A 16486-nucleotide genomic window follows, 5' to 3' on the forward strand; every position below is an offset into this window, starting at 1 on the left:
TCCCCGAGCTCGTCGAGGGGTGGGGTGGTTCCCCGAGCTCGTCGAGGGGGTGCTTCCGCTTCGACGGGCTCAGCGGACCAGGTGGGCGCTTCGACGGGCTCAGCGGACCAGCCAGTCGTGTTCGCTCCTGGCGCGTCCGTTCCGGGCACGATTCTCCGGCTCAGCCGAGGTGCGCGTGGGACAATGGCGCCATGAGCAGCTCTTCGCCGTTCGGCGGCCGCCTGGCCCAAGCGTTCCCGACCCTGCCCAAGGGTGAGACGGTCGCGAGCTACGAGACCTACGCCGAGGCGCAGGCCGCCGTCGACCGGCTCGCGAAGGCCGAGTTCCCGGTGAAGGAGCTCGCCATCGTCGGCACCGACCTCACGAGCGTCGAGCGCATCACCGGCAAGCTCACCTGGGGGCGCGTCGCGGGCGGCGGTGCGCTGTCCGGCGCGTGGTTCGGGCTCTTCCTGGGCCTGCTGTTCTTCATCTTCGCGCCGAGCGGGCCGACGCTCGGCATCCTGGGCGCCGCGGTGCTCATCGGAGCCGGCTTCGGCATGGTCTTCGGACTCGTCTCCTACTCGATCAACCGCCGACGGCGGGACTTCACCTCGGTCATGCAGGTGCTCGCCACCAGGTACGCGATCATCGCCGAACCGCAGCACGTCGACCGCGCACGCAATGTGCTCGGCGTCGACGCGCCGCCCGCTGCGACGCAGACCGGCGGCGGGTGGTCCACCGGCTGGTCGTCGCGCGACGACGCCGCCCGATCGAGTGCGAGCGCCACGCCCGTCGTGGATGCGCCGACGGCGACTGCCGGACCGGCGGCCCCGGCCGAGGGCTCTGGTGAGGAGGGGCGCCCGCTGACCTACGGCGAAGCGCTGGACGCCGAGCGCCGCGCGAAGGCCCGCGAGGCGGCGGCCCGGGCGGCGGAGCAGCGTGCCGCAGCTGAGCAGGCTGCGCGCGAGGCCGCGGCGGCCGAGGCATCCGCGCCCGCCGAGAGCACGGCGGATCCGGCGCCCGAAGCGCCGAGCTCCGACGCCAAGCGCCCGCGCGACTGACCGACTCGAGTCGGGTCGCCCGAGAGCCGGTCCGCCCCGAAGATCCCCGCGTCGCGTCATCCTCGGCGCGGAGTTCGCCTCACCAGGCTTCGATGCTCGCTGCCGACAACGTGAAACCGTGCCCGGACTTGCTGTTGCCGCACCGCACTCCGGCACCGTCGCGCTCGCAGGAGACCGAGTCGACGACGATGCGCTCAGTCGAGGCGAGTTCGACGTCGGGGTGGTACCCACCGAAGTCCGCATCCGTGTTCAGCCGCGGCTCGGGCGACGCCGATCCGCGCACGACGAGCCCGTTCCGGCACCCGAACTCCGTTCGCGCGGCGCACTCGTCGGCGAACTCGGTGTCCGCCCACGCCCATTGCTGGCCGGCGCCGATCGCGCAGCCGAACGACGGTTCGGTTCCGGAGCCTCCCGGCTGAATCTGGCAGTCGGCGTCGCCCGCGCTGAACACGTAGCCGGCGACCACCTCGCTCGTGAAACCCGCCGGATCCACGTCAATGGGGCCGGCGATCGTCGGCGGTGCGGATTCCGCTGCCGGCGGGGGAGGCGCACCGCGGTCGGCCACGTCGACGGCTGCAGTCGGCGGAGCGGACGCTGCGCCTCGCGCTTCGGCGACGCACCCGCTGAACACGAGCACGGCGAGGGCGGCGGTCGCGAGCGTGGTGAGCGGCCGCAGGGGCGAAAGCGTCATGGCCGGAATCTAGCAGCGGATCGCGAGATCAGACCTCGGTGCCCGCCCCGAGTCGCGCGAGCGCCCGGGACGTGCAGAGGCCGGGACGTTTACCGCCCCGGCCTCACCGCCTCAGCCGCGCGCGCCCCGGACCCAGGCCTCGACCTCGGCGGCCGTGCGGGGGATCGCGGCGGAGAGGTTCACCGCGCCGTCGGCGGTGACGACGATGTCGTCCTCGATGCGAACGCCGATGCCGCGGAACTCCTCGGGCACCGTCAGGTCGTCGGGCTGGAAGTAGAGGCCGGGCTCGATGGTGAACACCATGCCCTCCTGCAGCTCGCCATCGAGGTAGAGCTCGCGTCGTGCCTGAGCGCAGTCGTGCACGTCGAGTCCGAGGTGGTGGCTCGTGCCGTGCACCATGTAGCGGCGGTGGAACTGGTTGTCGGGCTGCAGCGACTCCTCGGCCGACACGGGCAGGAAGCCCCACTCGGCGGTCTTGCGGGCGATGACGGCCATGGCGGCCGCGTGCACCTCGCGGAAGACGATGCCGGGGCGCACGATCGCGAAGGCGGCGTCGGCGGCCTCGAGCACCGCCTCGTAGACCTGGCGCTGCACAGCGCTGAACTCGCCGTTCACCGGGAAGGTGCGGGTGATGTCGGCGGTGTAGTAGCTGTCCATCTCGACGCCGGCGTCGAGCAGCACGAGGTCGCCGGGGACGACGGGGCCGTCGTTGCGGGTCCAGTGCAGAATCGTCGCGTGCGGACCGGCCGCGGCGATCGAGCCGTAGCCGACGTCGTTGCCCTCGAGGCGGGCGCGGGTGGCGAAGACGCCCTCGATGACGCGCTCGCCGCGCACCTCGCTCGTGATGCGGGGGAGTTCCTGCAGCACCTCGGTGAAGCCGCGCTGGGTGGCGTCGACGGCGGCGCGGAGCTCCGCGAGCTCGTACTCGTCCTTCGTGAGCCGCAGCTCGCTCAGGGCGCGCGCGAAGTCGGCGTCGGGCTCGTGCTCGCCGCCGACCTCGAGCGAGAAGGGCGCGTCCTGCGCGTTCTCGCTGAGCGCGCGCTCGGCGGCGAAGCGGATGCGTGCGTGGTCGATGCGCTCGGTGACCGCGGGGTCGGCCTCGCGGACGATCAGGGTGGCCGTGTCGGTGGCGTCGACGACCGCGTCGAAGCCGGAGAGGTCGGCGGCCGCGAGCGCGAGCTCGGCGGCGACGTGCGCGACCGAGGGACGGGCGCCGATCCAGAACTCGCCGATCGCCGGGTTCGCGTAGAACTCCTCGGAGTCGCGGCCGGCGCGCTCGCGGAAGTAGACGGTGGCGTCGTGCCCGCCGGCGCTGTTCGGCTCGAGCACGAGCACGGCGCCGGGCTCGCTGTCGGAGCCCCAGCCGGTGAGGTGCGCGAACGCCGAATGGGCGCGGAACGGGTAGTCGGTGTCGTTCGCCCGCTGCTTCATGTCGCCCGCGGGCACCACCAGGCGCTGACCCGGGAACTGCGCCGAGATCGCTGCGCGGCGCTCGGCCGCGTACGGCGCCTGGCGGCGTGCAGCGGGGAGCGCCTCGTCGCGCTCGGCCCAGCCGCTGCCGATGAAGTCCTTGAAACCCTCGGAACCGGGGGTCGTCGAACGGTTCGCGTTGCGTCCGCTCTGCTCGTCGCTGTGCTCGCTCGCGCCCTCGGGCGCGGTCGTCGTCGAAGTATCGCTCGTGGCCATGCCCCCCATTCTCGCACCCGGAAGGTGGATGGCGGCCGGGAGCAGCCCTGCCCGAGGAGGGCCGCGCTGAGGACGGCGGGCTCAGTCGCCGGCGCGGACGAGGGAGGCCACGACGGGCCGGTGGTCGCTGCCGGAGGCGTCGAGCGAGTCGACGACCTGGAAGGACTCGACCGTCCAGTCCGGCGTCGCCAGCACGTGGTCGATGGGACTGCCGAGCAGCGCGGGCACGTCGGTCGGCCAGGTGCCGACTCCGGCGGCCCCCGCGGCGTTCGCGGCGTCGGCGCAGCGGCCGAGGTCGCCGCCCTCGCTGCCGAGCCCCGCGAAGTGGTCGACCGTGGCGTTGAAGTCGCCCGCCATGATCACGTTGTCGCCGGCGCACTGCTCGGCGATCCAGCCGAGGTCGCTGCGCCAGTTGCGCAGCTCCCAGCGCACCGGGGCGACGGCGTGCACGGCGACGATCCGCGGGCCGTCGCCGTCGACCGGCACTGCGACGAGCGAGGGCACCGTGTTGGTGTTGTCGGGCGGCCCGGGCCAGTCGGGACTGACGACCGTGTACTCGCCGAGCTCGCTCGAGACGAGCAGCGTCGTCGATCGGGCCTTCGCGATGTCGTCGAAGGCCTGCCAATGCACCCACATCGGGCTGCCGCCGTCGCGCATCGCGAGCGCGACCTCTTCGCCGAACGGCTCGGTGGTCTCGGGCAGCACGACGATGTCGGCGCCGCGCTCGAGCGCGAGCTCGGCGACGACCGCGGCGTCGGGCTCCTCGCCGAGCGTGTTCCACGCCAGCACCGTGACCGCGTCGGCCGACGAGGCATCCGAACCGCCGATCCCGCGCACCGCGAGCACCGCCGCGTTGCCGCCCGCGAAGAGCAGACTCACCGTCAGCATGGCGGCGGCGAAGGGGCGGACGCGGCGGCCGAGGGCGAGGAGCGCGAATACGACGGCCGCGACGACGCCGACGAGGACGCCCGCGCCCCGCAGGGCGACCACGTGCGCGGCGACCCACTGGTCCTGCAGGCCGACGCCCTGCGGCCAGACGAGCACGGCGCCGATGACGGCGGAGGCGAGCACGACGAGCCAGCCGAGCAGACGGAGCAGCATCCCTCCAACCTAGGCGGCGGCCCGCGGCGACGCCGGGGCATCCGCCGTGCGATCGCTGGGAGTCGGCTGAGGCGGAGCTGTGGAGGAGGAGGGATGCCTCGCCGGCCCCCAACTCGGCCAGGAGCCGCGTCCCGCGGGCATAGCATGGAGGGATGGCCGAAGCCCCCGCCGTCGCCCTCGAAGCCGATCTGCACGTGCACTCGACGGTGTCCGACGGCACCGGCGCGCCCGCGCAGCTCCTCTTCGAGGCGGCCGAGGCCGGGCTGCAGGCCATCGCCCTCACCGACCACGACTCGACCGCGGGGTGGGCCGAGGCCGCGGCCGCCGTTCCCGCGAGCGGGGTCGCGCTCATCCCCGGCATGGAGCTCTCCACGCGCGAGGGCTACCACAGCGTGCACATGCTCGGCTATCTGTTCGACCCCGAGCACCCGGCCCTCGTGGCGGAGACCAGCCGCATCCGCGAGTCGCGGCTGAGCCGCGCCGAGCAGATCGTGCGCCGCATCTCCCGCGACTACTCGCTCACCTGGGACGACGTGCTCGCGCACTCCGCGGAGGGCGCGACCATCGGCCGGCCGCACATCGCCGACGCCCTCGTCGCCCGGGGGCACGCGCCCGACCGCTCGGCGGCGTTCGCCGGCATCCTGCACCCGCGCTCGGGCTACGCCGAACCGCACTACGCGCCCGACCCGATCACCGGGATCCGGCTCATCCGCGAGGCCGGGGGAGTCCCGGTGCTCGCGCACCCCGGCACGCGCGGCTCCGACGCGGTGGTCGCGCCCGGGCGGCTCGCGCAGCTCGTCGAGGCCGGGCTCTTCGGCCTCGAGGTCGACCATCCCGAGAACGAGCCCTCCGCGCTGCCGCGGCTGCGCGAGCTCGCGGCGCAGTTCGGCCTCGCGATCACCGGATCGAGCGACTACCACGGCGATGGCAAGCCGAACCGGCTCGGCGAGCAGCGCACCGCACCGGAGGTCGTCGCCCGCCTGATCGCGGAGGGTCGAGGCAGCGCCCCGGTCCTGCCCTAGGCGCGCCCGCCCGGCGGGCAGCCCGGAACGGCGGAACGCCGGCCGCCCGAGGGCGACCGGCGTTCCGGATGCAGCGGGCGTCAGGCCTGCGGAGCCGCCTGGCTCGCGCCGGCAGAGCCGCTGCTCGAGCTGCCGCCGCGACGACGACGGCGTCGGCGCGGGGCCGCGTTGCCGTCGTGGTGCTCCTTGCCCTTGCCGTCGTGCGTGCCGGCGCCGACCTCGCGCTCGGCGCCGTCGCCGGCGGGCGATTCCGCCGAGCCGGAGTTCGCGCCATCGGCGACCGGTGCGCCGCCGCGGGTGCGACGGCGGTTGCGGCTGCGGGGCGCACGCTCGGCGTCGCCCTCGGAGCGGCCGGCGGTCGCCGAGCGGGTCGCCTGCGCCGCGGGGGCGGCCGGCTTCAGGCGGCCCTTCGTGCCGGCGGGGATGTCGAGGTCCGTGTAGAGGTGCGGGCTGGATGAGTAGGTCTCGGTCGGCTCCGGCTGGCCGAACTCGAGCGCCCGGTTGATGAGCGCCCACTTGTGCAGGTCGTCCCAGTCGACGAAGGTGACCGCGATGCCGGTCTTGCCCGCACGGCCCGTGCGGCCCGCACGGTGCAGGTACGTCTTGTCGTCGTCGGGGATGGTGTGGTTGATCACGTGGGTCACGTCGTCGACGTCGATGCCGCGGGCGGCGACGTCGGTCGCGATCAGCACGTCCTTCTTGCCCGCCTTGAACGCGGCCATCGCGCGCTCGCGCTGGTCCTGGTTCAGGTCGCCGTGCACGGCCGCCGCGTTGAAGCCGCGGTCGTTCAGCTCTTCGACGAGCTTGGCTGCCGCGCGCTTGGTGCGCGTGAAGATCACGGTCTTGCCGCGGCCCTCGGCCTGCAGGATGCGCGAGATCACCTCGTCCTTGTCGAGCGAGTGCGCCCGGTAGACGAGGTGCTTGATGTTCGCCTGCGTGAGGCCCTCGTCGGGGTCGTTCGCGCGGATGTGGATCGGCTTCGACATGAACCGGCGCGCGAGGGCGACGATCGGGCCGGGCATGGTCGCGGAGAACAGCATGGTGTGCCGCACGGCCGGAACCTTCGAGAAGATCTTCTCGATGTCGGCGAGGAAGCCGAGGTCGAGCATCTTGTCGGCCTCGTCGAGCACGATCTCCTGCACCTCGCCGAGGTTCAGGAGGCGCTGGCTGGCCAGGTCGAGGAGACGGCCGGGGGTGCCGACGACGATCTGCGCGCCGGCCTTGATCTGCTCGATCTGCCCCTCGTAGGCCTTGCCGCCGTAGATCGAGACGATCTTCGTCGGGCGCTTGGAGGTGGCGAGCTCGAGGTCCTCGGTCACCTGCACCGCGAGCTCGCGGGTCGGCACGACGACGAGCGCCTTGACGCCGGGCTCGGGGTCGTCGCCGAGGCGCTGGATGAGCGGGAGGCCGAAGCCGAAGGTCTTGCCCGTGCCGGTCTTCGCCTGGCCGATGATGTCCTGGCCGGAGAGGGCGAGGGGGATGGTCTGCTCCTGGATGGGGAAGGCATCGACGATGCCCTTCCCGGCGAGGGCGTCGACGATGTCCGACGCGATGCCGAGCTCGGTGAAAGTAGTCAAGAGGTTCTGCCTTGTCGTGTGCGTTCGCGGTGCGAATGATGGGGTGCGCCCTGCATTCGTCCACAGGCGCACGGCCGCGGGTCCGATGCCCGCGAGCCCGTTAAGACTAACGGAGGCTCGCCGTGAGGCCGTGCAGGCTGCCGATAAGCTGTCGCACGTGGTCTTCTGGTTGAAGCGGCGCAGGCCGCGCGCTGAGGCGCCCCGGCTGCGTCCGAGGGTCGCCGCGACCGAGCTCGCCCGGGTCGACTTCACGGAGCTGGTGCCCGACCCTCTGCCGTTCCTCGGGCAGGCGGCGTCGCTGCAGCTCGCATTCTTCGAGTCCCTGGCGAAGGCCGTGGCCACCTCGCCCGACCTCGTGTCGAAGGAGGGGCTGTCGGTCGCGTCCGGTGAGGCCCTCGCGAAGCACCACGCGCTCATCGAGGAGCTGCGCCGCGCCGACGCCGAACCCGCCGAGTACCTGGCGATGTTCGCGGCGGCGACCGATCACTTCCGGCAGCTCACGAGCAGTGCCGACTGGCACGAGCTGCTGCTCGGCATCCACCTCACCTCGGGCATGCTCGACGACTTCTTCCTGCGCCTGTCCGACGGGCTCCCGGTGGAGCTCGGGCGCCGCGTGCGCGGCATCCTCGGCGATCGTCAGGGCGCCCCCGTGCTCGAGCAGCTGTTGACGCAGGCGATCGCGAACGAGCCGGGGCTCGCCGACCGCCTCGCGCTGTGGGGGCGCAGCCTCGTCGGTGACACGCTGCTCGTCGCCAGGAAAGCGCTCGAGGCCGCGGAGCCGGAGGCGCGCCACGGCGAGGACGTCGAGCCGGTCTTCACCGAGCTCATCGCCGAGCACACCCGACGCATGGATGCGCTCGGCCTGACGGCCTGACGCTGCCTGACCGCTGGGCGGTCCGGGCGCGGGCGACGCGCAGCGAGCGAATGCCTCGGCTCAGGCCTTGGCGCCGGCGCCCGGCCGGGCGAGCCGCTCGAACAGCTCGACGTCGTGGCGCTCGCGGCTCGGCCCGATCAGGAGGGCGGCGAGCGCCGAGACCACACCGGACGCGGCGAGCGAGACCACCCAGATCCACCCGCCGTCCCACGGCCAGCCGAGCCAGGTGAGGCCGACCCACACGACCGCCGCGACGGCGGTGCCGATCGCGGGGATCAGCGCGACGCCGTGCGTCGCCCGCCCGGGCAGCGAATACCGGGCCGCGAGGCCGAGGATCGCGCCGCCCAGGGCGACGAACAGGAGTTCCATGTCAGGCGACGAAGCCGACGCGACGCGACTCCTCGGAGCCGATCTCGACGTAGGCGAGCGCCGCGCCGGGGATCACGTAGACCGTGCCCTTCTCGTCGCTCAGGCGCAGCGAAGGCGACTGCCCGGAGAGGGCCGCGGTGACGGCCTGCTCGACCTCTGCCGCGGTCTGCGCGGCCTCGAAACCGAGTTCACGGGGGGAGTTCTGGATGCCGATGCGAACGTCCACTGTGCGCCTTTCTCGTCGTGCTCTCACCCTATGTCACCCGGCCTCGGCGGTGCTTCGCGTTCACTGTCGGCGGAACGGGTTAGCGTGGCCGCATGCCCCGCCCCGAAGCCCTCGTCGAGCAGCCCGCGCTCTTCACCGACGACACCTTCGCGGGGCTCGAGCTCGAGCACCTCGGCACCGAGCGGTCGGCCGCGGTGTTCGGCGCTCCCGGCTCGGGAAAGACGAGCCTCGCGATCGAGCTCGTGGCCCGCCGCATCGAGCGCGGCTACGGCGCCGACGAGGTGCTCGCGCTCGCCGCGACGCGCACCACGGCGAGCCGCATGCGCGACCGCATCGCGGTCCGCCTCGGAGCGACCACGCGCGGCCCGCTCGCCCGCACCGCCAACTCCCTCGCCTTCCAGCTCGTGCGCGCCTACACCGGCGAGCCGGTGACGCTGCTCACCGGGGCCGAGCAGGACCAGATCATCGCCGAGCTGCTCGAGGCCGCCGAGGCCGACGGCGGCGGCCCGGAGTGGCCGTTCGAGACGCGGGTGCGCGCGCTCCGCGGCTTCCGCACCGAGCTCCGCGACCTCCTGATGCGTGCGGTCGAGGAGCACGTCGACGGGGCGGCGCTCACCCGCCTCGGGCGTGCCAGCGGCCGGCCCGAGTGGGTCGCGGCCGGCCAGTTCCTCGACGAGTACACCGAGGTCAAGGAGCAGCTGCGCGGCGGCCAGTTCGACTCGGCGGAGCTCGCGGCCTTCGCCGCCGCGATCGTGCAGCGCAGCGTGCACGACGAGCGGGCGGCCGCGGCGCTCGGCACGCTGTCGCGACTGCGGCTCATCGTGGTCGACGACGCGCAGGAGGCGACGGCGGCGACCGCTGCGCTCCTCGCTGCCTTCGCAGCGCGCGGTGTGCACGTCGTCGCGCTCGGCGACCCCGACGTCGCCAGCAACGGCTTCCGCGGCGGCCGTCCCGAGCTGCTCGGCACGCTCTCCACGCTGCTCGGTACCCCCGCCGATCGGCTCGAGCTGCCGATGGTGCACCGCGGCCGGCCGGAGCTGCGCCGGCTCGTCGCCTCGGTCACCGGGCACATCGGCGCGGCGCTCGGCGGCGGGCACCGGGCCGCGAGCCTGCCGGGCGACGCGCCGACCACCCACGATCCGCTCTCTCCGGTGCTCGGCATCGAAGCGGCCTCGCACGCGGGGGAGTGCCAGCAGATCGCGGCTCTGCTGCGCGAACGCCACCTGCTCGACGGGGTGCCGTGGTCGCAGATGGCGGTGGTGCTGCGCTCCGGCGCCGACGCGCCCTCGTTCGAACGCGGACTCGCCCTCGCCGATGTGCCGACCGCCGGGGCGCTCGTCCGCACCGCGCTGCGCGACGCTCCGGCCGCCGCGGCACTGCTGCGCGCCGCCTCGCTCGTGCTCGAGCGCGAGCCGTTGACCCCCGAGCTCGCGGTCGAGCTGCTCACCGGGCCCCTCGGCCGGCTCGACCCGGTCGGGCTCCGTCGGCTGCGCCTGGCGCTCCGGCACGAGGAGCTCGCCGCGGGCGGCGACCGCACCGGCGACGAGCTGCTCGTCGACGCGCTCTCCGCCCCGGGCGGGTTCGAGACGGTCGACGCCGCTGCGGGTCGTCGGGCCGCCCGACTGGCGAGGCTGCTCGCGGCGGCGCGCACCCGCGTCGGCACCGGCTCGACGATCGAGGAGATCCTCTGGTCGCTCTGGGACCGCAGCGGCCTGGCCGAGGAGTGGGGCGCGCAGGCCGCCGGCACCGGCGTGCTCGCCGAAGAGGCGAACCGCGCGCTCGACGCCGTCGTCGCACTGTTCTCCGCCGCGCAGCGCTTCGTCGAACGCACGCCGGGCGCCCCCGCGGTGCGCTTCGTCGAGGAGCAGTTCTCGAGCGAGCTGCCCGAGGACTCCCTCGCGCCCCAGCGCGCCGCCGAGTCGGTGTTCGTCGGCACAGCGCCGGCGCTCATCGGCCGTGACTTCGAGGTCGTCGTGATCGCCGGCCTCCAAGAGGGGGTGTGGCCGAACCTCCGGCCGCGCGGCACCCTGCTGCACGCGGCCCTGCTGCCCGCCGTGGCGGCGGCCTCCCGCGCCGGGGCGCCGCTCCCCGCCCCCGACTCGACCGCCGACGCCCGGGCGGCGGTCCGCAGTGACGAGCTGCGCCTCTTCGCGCTCGCCGCGAGCCGGGCCACCCGGCAGCTCGTGCTCAGCTGCACGGCCAACGACGACGAGCAGCCCTCGATGCTGCTCGGCTACGCGGAGGAGCGGCTGACGCCGCGCCGTCGCCCGCTGCACCTCCGAGGGCTCGTCGGCGCGCTCCGCCGCGAGGCGGTCGCCGATCCGGGCGGTGAGGCCGCACCGGCACTCGCCCTGCTCGCCGAGGCCGGCGTGCCCGGGGCGCACCCCGAGGAATGGTACGGGCTGCGCGCCCCGTCGAGCACGGCGCCGATCGTCGACCTCGAGGCCGACCCCGAGGCCCGGGTGCCGGTGTCGCCGTCGCAGATCGACCGTGCCGAGGAGTCCCCGCTCGGCTGGTTCATCGACCGGGTCGCCTCGCCGCCCTCGGGACTCGCCGCCTCGATCGGCACGATCGTGCACGCCGTCGTCGAGGAGGCGGGCGCGAGCGGCGAGACCGAGCTGGAGACGCTCTGGTCCGGGGTCGAGGCCCGGCTCGAGGCGCTGCGTTTCGAGGCCGGTTGGGTGGCCGAACGTGAACGTCGCGGCGCGAAGCGCATGGTGGAGGGCGCGGCCGACTATCTCGGCCAGTTCGCCGACGACGCGAAGGTGCTGCTCGGCGCCGAGGGCCGCTTCACGCTCGAGCTCGGCCGGGTGCGCCTCAGTGGCACGATCGACCGCGTCGAGGCCTCGCCCGACGGCACGACCGTCATCGTCGACCTGAAGACCGGGCGCACCCCGCCGACCGCCGCCGAGACCGCGGCGCACCCGCAGCTCGCCGCCTACCAGCTCGCGGCCCGGCACGAGCAAGTGCCGAACCTCGGCAGGCTGGGCGGGGCGAAGCTCGTCTACCTCGCCCGGCCGCTCCGCGGCGCCGCCTACACCGAGCGCGCGCAGCAGCCCTTCGACGACGCCGACGAGCAGGCGTTCCGCGAGCGCCTCGACGCGGTCGCCGCGATCATGAGCGGCGCGAGCTTCGAGTCGCCCGTCGAGATCGGGCCGCGCTCGCGCTTCGGCGCCTGGCATTACCGGGTGCACCTCGTTCCGGCGGTGTCCGCATGATCGCCGCGGCGGAGATCGCGAGCCGGCTGGGCCTGCACCCGCCGACCGAGGAGCAGCGGGCGGTCATCGAGGCCGACCCGCGGGGCCGCTCGCTCGTCGTCGCCGGCGCCGGCAGCGGCAAGACCGAGACCATGGCGAACCGGGTCGTGTGGCTCCTCGCGAACGGCCATGTGCAGGTGCCGGAGGTCCTCGGGCTCACCTTCACCCGCAAGGCCGCGGGGGAACTCGCCGAACGCATCCGCGCCCGCATCGGGCAGCTCGTGGCTGAGGGCATCGCCGAGCTCGAGCTCGATCCGCTCGAGGCGGCGACGGTGTCGACGTACAACGCCTTCGCGAGCGCCATCTACCGCGAGCACGCCCTGCTCATCGGTCGTGAGCCGGACGCCGCCGTGCTGGGCGAGGCCTCCGCCTGGCAGCTGGCCCGCTCGATCGTCGCGGCGGCCGCCGACCCTCGCCTCGTCGAGCTCGACGCCTCGCTCGACAAGGTGACCGGTGCGGTGCTCGGGCTGAGCCGGGCGCTCGGAGAGAACGTCGCCGACGCCCGCGACGTGCGGGCGATGGCGCGCGAGTTCCTCGGCCTGGCCGATCTGCCGATCGGCGCGCCGCGCAAGCGCACCCCCTACGACTCCTTCGTCTCCGCGCTGGGCGCGGTGGACGCGCTGCCGCCGCTGCTCGAGCTCGCCGAGGCGTACGCGGAGGCGAAGCGCGCCCGCGGCTACGTCGAGTTCTCCGACCAGGTCTCGCTCGCCCTCGAGATCTGCACGGCGCACCCCGAGGTGGCGGTCGCCCACCGCGAGCGGTTCCGCACCGTGCTGCTCGACGAGTACCAGGACACGAGCGTCGTGCAGACCCGGCTGCTCGCCGCGCTGTTCCGCGGGCACTCGGTGATGGCGGTCGGCGACCCCGACCAGTCGATCTACGGCTGGCGAGGCGCGAGCGCGGCCAACCTCGCCCGCTTCGGCGGCGACTTCGCGGCCGAGCGAGCCGAGGCGCGGGCCGGCGACCGCGACGATGCGAGCGCGGCGAGCGACGCCGTCGTCTACGACCTCTCGACGAGCTGGCGCAATCCGCGGATCGTGCTCGACGCGGCGAACGCGATCATCGAACCGCTCGACGGCGGCATCGACAAGGCCCCGCTCGCCGCTTCGCCGTTCGCCGGCGACGGCGTGCTCGACTGCGCCTGGGCCGAGACCATCGACGAGGAGGCGGAGCACATCGCCCGGTGGTTCGCCGAGCGCCTCGGGCACGCCGAGCCCGGCGGCCCGTCGAACGGGGACGCCGCCCGCCCGCGCGGCAGCGCGTCGGCGGCCGCCGCGCGCACGGGCGCCCTGCTCTGCCGCACCTTCGCGAACGTCGACATCTTCACCGCCGCGCTGCGACGGCACGGGGTCCCCGTGCACGTCCTCGGCGTGGCCGGGCTCCTCGATCAGCCCGTCATCGCCGATCTCGTCAGCACCCTGCGCGTGCTGCACGACCCGACCGCGGGGGCGGAGCTCGTCCGCGTGCTCGGAGGCGCCCGCTGGGCGATCGGCCCCGCCGACCTGTCCGCGCTCGCGGGCCTCGCGCGCTGGCTCGTCGACCGCGACCAGGCGATGCGGCGGCTCGAGGACGGCGTGCGCGCGGGCCTGCGGGCCTCGATCGCAGCCGAGGAATCGCCGTCGATCGTCGATGCGCTCGACTTCCTGCTCTCTGCGCCCGACGACCACCGCGCGCTCGCCGCCTTCACGGCCGAGGGGCTCGCCCGCATGCGTCGGGCCGGCGCACAGCTCCAGTCCCTGCGCCGGCGCGCGGGGCTCGGCCTCGTCGACTTCGTCAGCCTCGTGCAGCACGAACTGCTCCTCGACATCGAAGTGGCCGCGAACGCCGAGCAGCCGCTCGGGGCGCCGAGCCTCGAAGCCTTCGACGAGCTGCTCGCCGGCTTCGTCGACGTCGCCGAGCATCCGAACCTCGGGGCGTTCCTCGGCTGGCTCACCGAGGCCGAGCAGCGCGACCGGCTCGCGCCGCGCCAGGACGAGCCGGAGCCGGGTGCCGTGCAGGTGCTCTCCATCCATGGGTCCAAGGGGCTCGAGTGGGACGTCGTCGCGATCCCGCGGCTCGTGACCGACGAACTGCCGGGCAAACCGCGCTCGGCGAAGGGCTGGCTCGCGTTCGGCGAGTTGCCGAACGAGTTCCGCGGCGACCGCGACGAGCTGCCCGAGCTCATGTGGCGCGGCGTGCAGAGCCAGCTCGAGTTCGACGAGGCCGTCGCCGGCTTCGCCGAGGAGAACCGGGAACGCCATGCCGAGGAGGAGCGCCGGCTCGCGTACGTCGGCCTCACGCGCACGCGCGACGAGCTGCTGCTCACCGGCTCCTGGTGGGCCTCGCAGAAGCAGCCGCGGCAGCCGAGCGTCTTCCTGCGCGAGCTCGTCGCGCACGGGCTCGTGCCCGCTTCCGCGCTGCCCGACCGCCCCGACTCAGACGAGAACCCGCGCGCGATCGGCGAGGAGCGGGTGAGCTGGCCGCTCGATCCGCTCGGTCGGCGCCGGCTCGGTGTGGTGCGCGCGGCCGACGCGGTGCGGGCCGCCGCCGAGGGGCCGAGCGGCGCGGGCATCGGTCAGCGTCTCGGCGACCAGCTCCGGCTCCTGCTCGAGGAACGGCGGCGGCGGATGGCCGGTCAGGCGGCCCCCGAGATCCCCGCGCGCGTGCCGGCGTCGCGCTTCAAGGACTACGTCGACGACGCCGCCGCCGTCGCCGAGCAACTGCGCCGCCCGATGCCGCAGCGACCGTATCGCGCGACCCGCCTCGGCACGCTCTTCCACCGCTGGGTGGAGCATCGCTCGACCGGCGAGCTCGAGGCGAACGCCCTCGACTGGACCGAGAGCGCCGCTGACGACGAGCTCTTCGCGTGGCCGGAAGCCGAGGCCGGGAGCGAGACGACATCCACTGCGGGCGCGGCACCCGGCCACGCAGGCTCGGCCCTCGTCGACGGCTCGGCGGCGCGCTTCGCCAAGCTGCAGGCCACGTTCGAGGCATCCGAGTGGGGTCAGCGTCGCCCGAGCGCGGTCGAGCTGGAACTGCACCTGCCGCTCGACGAGCACGTGTTCGTCTGCAAGCTGGACGCGGTCTACGAGCTTGATCCGGCGAGCGAGCTCGGCCGGCAGGGGCTCCGCTACCAGGTCGTCGACTGGAAGACGGGTCGCGCGCCGCAGGGGGAGCGCGAGCTCGAACTCCGGCAGACGCAGCTCGCGCTCTACCGGCTCGCCTATGCGAAGTGGGCCGGGGTGCCGCCGGAGCAGATCGACGCCGTCTTCTACTACGTCGAGGACGACCGGCAGATCCGCCCCGAGCGGCTCTACGACGAAGCGGAGTTGCGGCGCGCCTGGTCGTCGGCGCTGCGCTCGGCGGAGTCCGTGAACGACGACTCGGCGCCGTCCGCGGCGTCGGCGGCCGTGCTGCCGCGCTGAGCCGGGTCGGCGTCGCGGCTCGCGCCGCTGTCGTCGGTCGACTCGCTCGCGTGCGCCGGGTCCGCGTCCGGGTCCGCCTTCGATTCGGGCGCGGCGTCCCCCCAGTCGCTGAGGTCGAGCGGGATGGGCGCCGTCATCGAGGCGTCCGGCTCCGCGTCGGCCTCGCGACGCCGCAGCGCCGTGAAGTCGTAGCTGTCGGTCAGCATCGCACCTGCGGGCTCGCGCTGCGCGTCGAGCTGCGGCGTGCGGTCGAGCATGCGCTCCACGTCGCCGACGGTGAGGATCGGGCCGGTCTCGGGGGAGAGCGGCTCGCTCGAACGGTCGTGCACGCTCTCGACGAGCGCATCGAGCATGCCGACGGCATCCGCGATGGTGGCGTCGTCGCGCTGCTCGACGCCGTGCAGGAGCCAGCGCGCGAGCTCCAGCTCGCCGTACAGCAGCGCGCGCTGCGGGATGTGCGGGTCCGCGCCGCCCTCCCGGGCGAGCAGATAGGTCTCGAGCGCACGCTCAGCCGAACCGCCGCGCGCGGTGAGCAGCCAGTGCAGGTCGACGGCCGGGTCGCCCTGCCCGAGCTCCGACCAGCCGACGATGCCGGTGACGGTGTCCTCGAGCACCAGGAAGGAATCCGCGCTGAGCTGTCCGTTCACCACGGTCGGCTGGAAGCGCCAGAGCGACTCGTCGTCGGTCGCCTCCTCCCAACGGCGGAGCAGCGCTGCGGGCAGATGCCCGGTGTCGGTCGCGCGCCCCACGAGCGCGACGACCTCGTCGCGCACCTCGCCCGGCGTGCGGCGCGGAAGGCCGGCCTCGCCGATGAACCCGGTCGGGAGGTTGTGCACGGCCGCGATGGCGAGCCCCACCGATTCGGCGATCGGGTCGGAGCCGGTGAGCTCATCGGCCGTTCGGCCAAGCCCGGGCACGAACGTGGTCACGACGCCGCGGGTGCCGTCGACGGGCGCCTGACCGACGTACTCCGCGAGCTCGAACGGCAGCATCGCGCGCACCCCGTCGCTGAGCGCGTGCAGGGCGAGCAGATCGGCGGACTGCTCGGTCTCGGCGGTCTGGTCCCGCGGGACGCGGATGAGCAGCTCGCGGTCGTCGCTCGAGCGGAGCCGGACGGCGTCGTACGAGCCGCCGGAGTTCCGGGTATGCACCCGGACCGCGCGGACCTCGAGGCCGGGGACCGCCGCCGTCGCCAACGCGGCTAGAGTGAGTGGGGGTCTGGCCATGGCAGACAGCTTA

12 protein-coding genes are annotated in these 16486 nt (G+C 74.1%); 5 read left to right on the forward strand and 7 right to left on the reverse strand.

The features are described 5' to 3' along the window. Positions 1-191 precede the first annotated feature (191 nt). Complete coding sequence (locus QSJ60_RS08845) at positions 192-1040, forward strand: YflT domain-containing protein (protein WP_285463351.1); 849 nt, start codon at positions 192-194, stop codon at positions 1038-1040. A gap of 79 nt (positions 1041-1119) precedes the next feature. On the opposite strand, the gene QSJ60_RS08850 is transcribed toward QSJ60_RS08845, so the two are convergent. The 3 genes from QSJ60_RS08850 to QSJ60_RS08860 form a co-directional block, all read right to left on the reverse strand. Then, positions 1120-1731, reverse strand: coding sequence for a hypothetical protein (locus QSJ60_RS08850; RefSeq protein WP_285463352.1), 612 nt, complete (start codon positions 1729-1731; stop codon positions 1120-1122). Between the two features lie 111 nt (positions 1732-1842). Then, the gene (locus QSJ60_RS08855; RefSeq protein ID WP_230766187.1) at positions 1843-3417 is read right to left on the reverse strand and encodes an aminopeptidase P family protein; all 1575 of its coding nucleotides are present in this window, start codon (positions 3415-3417) and stop codon (positions 1843-1845) included. 81 nt (positions 3418-3498) lie between these two features. Further along, positions 3499-4518, reverse strand: coding sequence for an endonuclease/exonuclease/phosphatase family protein (locus tag QSJ60_RS08860; protein ID WP_308084982.1), 1020 nt, complete (start codon positions 4516-4518; stop codon positions 3499-3501). A gap of 152 nt (positions 4519-4670) precedes the next feature. On the opposite strand from QSJ60_RS08860, the gene QSJ60_RS08865 reads away from it, so the two are divergent. Continuing rightward, complete coding sequence (locus QSJ60_RS08865; protein WP_230766185.1) at positions 4671-5540, forward strand: PHP domain-containing protein; 870 nt, start codon at positions 4671-4673, stop codon at positions 5538-5540. Between the two features lie 80 nt (positions 5541-5620). On the opposite strand, the gene QSJ60_RS08870 is transcribed toward QSJ60_RS08865, so the two are convergent. Beyond that, positions 5621-7117 (reverse strand): DEAD/DEAH box helicase, encoded by a 1497-nt coding sequence (locus QSJ60_RS08870; protein WP_230766183.1) that lies wholly within the window; start codon positions 7115-7117, stop codon positions 5621-5623. Between the two features lie 157 nt (positions 7118-7274). Here QSJ60_RS08870 and QSJ60_RS08875 point away from each other — a divergent pair, with 157 nt between their 5' ends. Further along, the gene (locus QSJ60_RS08875; protein ID WP_285463354.1) at positions 7275-7991 is read left to right on the forward strand and encodes a ferritin-like fold-containing protein; all 717 of its coding nucleotides are present in this window, start codon (positions 7275-7277) and stop codon (positions 7989-7991) included. Between the two features lie 60 nt (positions 7992-8051). On the opposite strand, the gene QSJ60_RS08880 is transcribed toward QSJ60_RS08875, so the two are convergent. Beyond that, positions 8052-8360 carry a hypothetical protein gene (locus QSJ60_RS08880; RefSeq protein WP_189084588.1) on the reverse strand — a complete coding sequence of 103 codons (309 nt, stop codon included), beginning with the start codon at positions 8358-8360 and terminating at the stop codon, positions 8052-8054. 1 nt (position 8361) lies between these two features. Beyond that, on the reverse strand, positions 8362-8586 hold the full coding sequence (locus QSJ60_RS08885; RefSeq protein WP_189084589.1) for a DUF3107 domain-containing protein: 225 nt from the start codon (positions 8584-8586) through the stop codon (positions 8362-8364). A gap of 92 nt (positions 8587-8678) precedes the next feature. On the opposite strand from QSJ60_RS08885, the gene QSJ60_RS08890 reads away from it, so the two are divergent. Both QSJ60_RS08890 and QSJ60_RS08895 read left to right on the forward strand, forming a co-directional pair. Then, positions 8679-11804 (forward strand): UrvD/REP family ATP-dependent DNA helicase, encoded by a 3126-nt coding sequence (locus tag QSJ60_RS08890; protein ID WP_285463356.1) that lies wholly within the window; start codon positions 8679-8681, stop codon positions 11802-11804. Further along, positions 11801-15247 (forward strand): ATP-dependent DNA helicase, encoded by a 3447-nt coding sequence (locus tag QSJ60_RS08895; protein ID WP_285463357.1) that lies wholly within the window; start codon positions 11801-11803, stop codon positions 15245-15247. The genes QSJ60_RS08890 and QSJ60_RS08895 overlap by 4 nt, the downstream gene beginning before the upstream one ends. Here the strand turns inward: QSJ60_RS08895 and QSJ60_RS08900 are convergent. Then, positions 15136-16473 carry a phosphotransferase gene (locus QSJ60_RS08900; protein WP_285463358.1) on the reverse strand — a complete coding sequence of 446 codons (1338 nt, stop codon included), beginning with the start codon at positions 16471-16473 and terminating at the stop codon, positions 15136-15138. The two genes, QSJ60_RS08895 and QSJ60_RS08900, sit on opposite strands and share 112 nt — an antisense overlap. Between the last annotated feature and the right edge of the window lie 13 nt (positions 16474-16486).

This window comes from Agromyces sp. NBRC 114283, assembly GCF_030268405.1.
Taxonomy (GTDB): Bacteria; Actinomycetota; Actinomycetes; order Actinomycetales; family Microbacteriaceae; genus Agromyces; species Agromyces mediolanus.

What these genes read in the sequence shown, in the direction of transcription:
- QSJ60_RS08855 (WP_230766187.1), bottom strand. Translation starts at nt 3,417, where the DNA reads ATGGCCACGAGCGATACTTCGACGACGACCGCGCCCGAGGGCGCGAGC.
- QSJ60_RS08900 (WP_285463358.1), bottom strand. Translation starts at nt 16,473, where the DNA reads ATGGCCAGACCCCCACTCACTCTAGCCGCGTTGGCGACGGCGGCGGTC.
- QSJ60_RS08850 (WP_285463352.1), bottom strand. Translation starts at nt 1,731, where the DNA reads ATGACGCTTTCGCCCCTGCGGCCGCTCACCACGCTCGCGACCGCCGCC.
- QSJ60_RS08880 (WP_189084588.1), bottom strand. Translation starts at nt 8,360, where the DNA reads ATGGAACTCCTGTTCGTCGCCCTGGGCGGCGCGATCCTCGGCCTCGCG.
- QSJ60_RS08890 (WP_285463356.1), top strand. Translation starts at nt 8,679, where the DNA reads ATGCCCCGCCCCGAAGCCCTCGTCGAGCAGCCCGCGCTCTTCACCGAC.
- QSJ60_RS08865 (WP_230766185.1), top strand. Translation starts at nt 4,671, where the DNA reads ATGGCCGAAGCCCCCGCCGTCGCCCTCGAAGCCGATCTGCACGTGCAC.
- QSJ60_RS08895 (WP_285463357.1), top strand. Translation starts at nt 11,801, where the DNA reads ATGATCGCCGCGGCGGAGATCGCGAGCCGGCTGGGCCTGCACCCGCCG.
- QSJ60_RS08845 (WP_285463351.1), top strand. Translation starts at nt 192, where the DNA reads ATGAGCAGCTCTTCGCCGTTCGGCGGCCGCCTGGCCCAAGCGTTCCCG.
- QSJ60_RS08860 (WP_308084982.1), bottom strand. Translation starts at nt 4,518, where the DNA reads ATGCTGCTCCGTCTGCTCGGCTGGCTCGTCGTGCTCGCCTCCGCCGTC.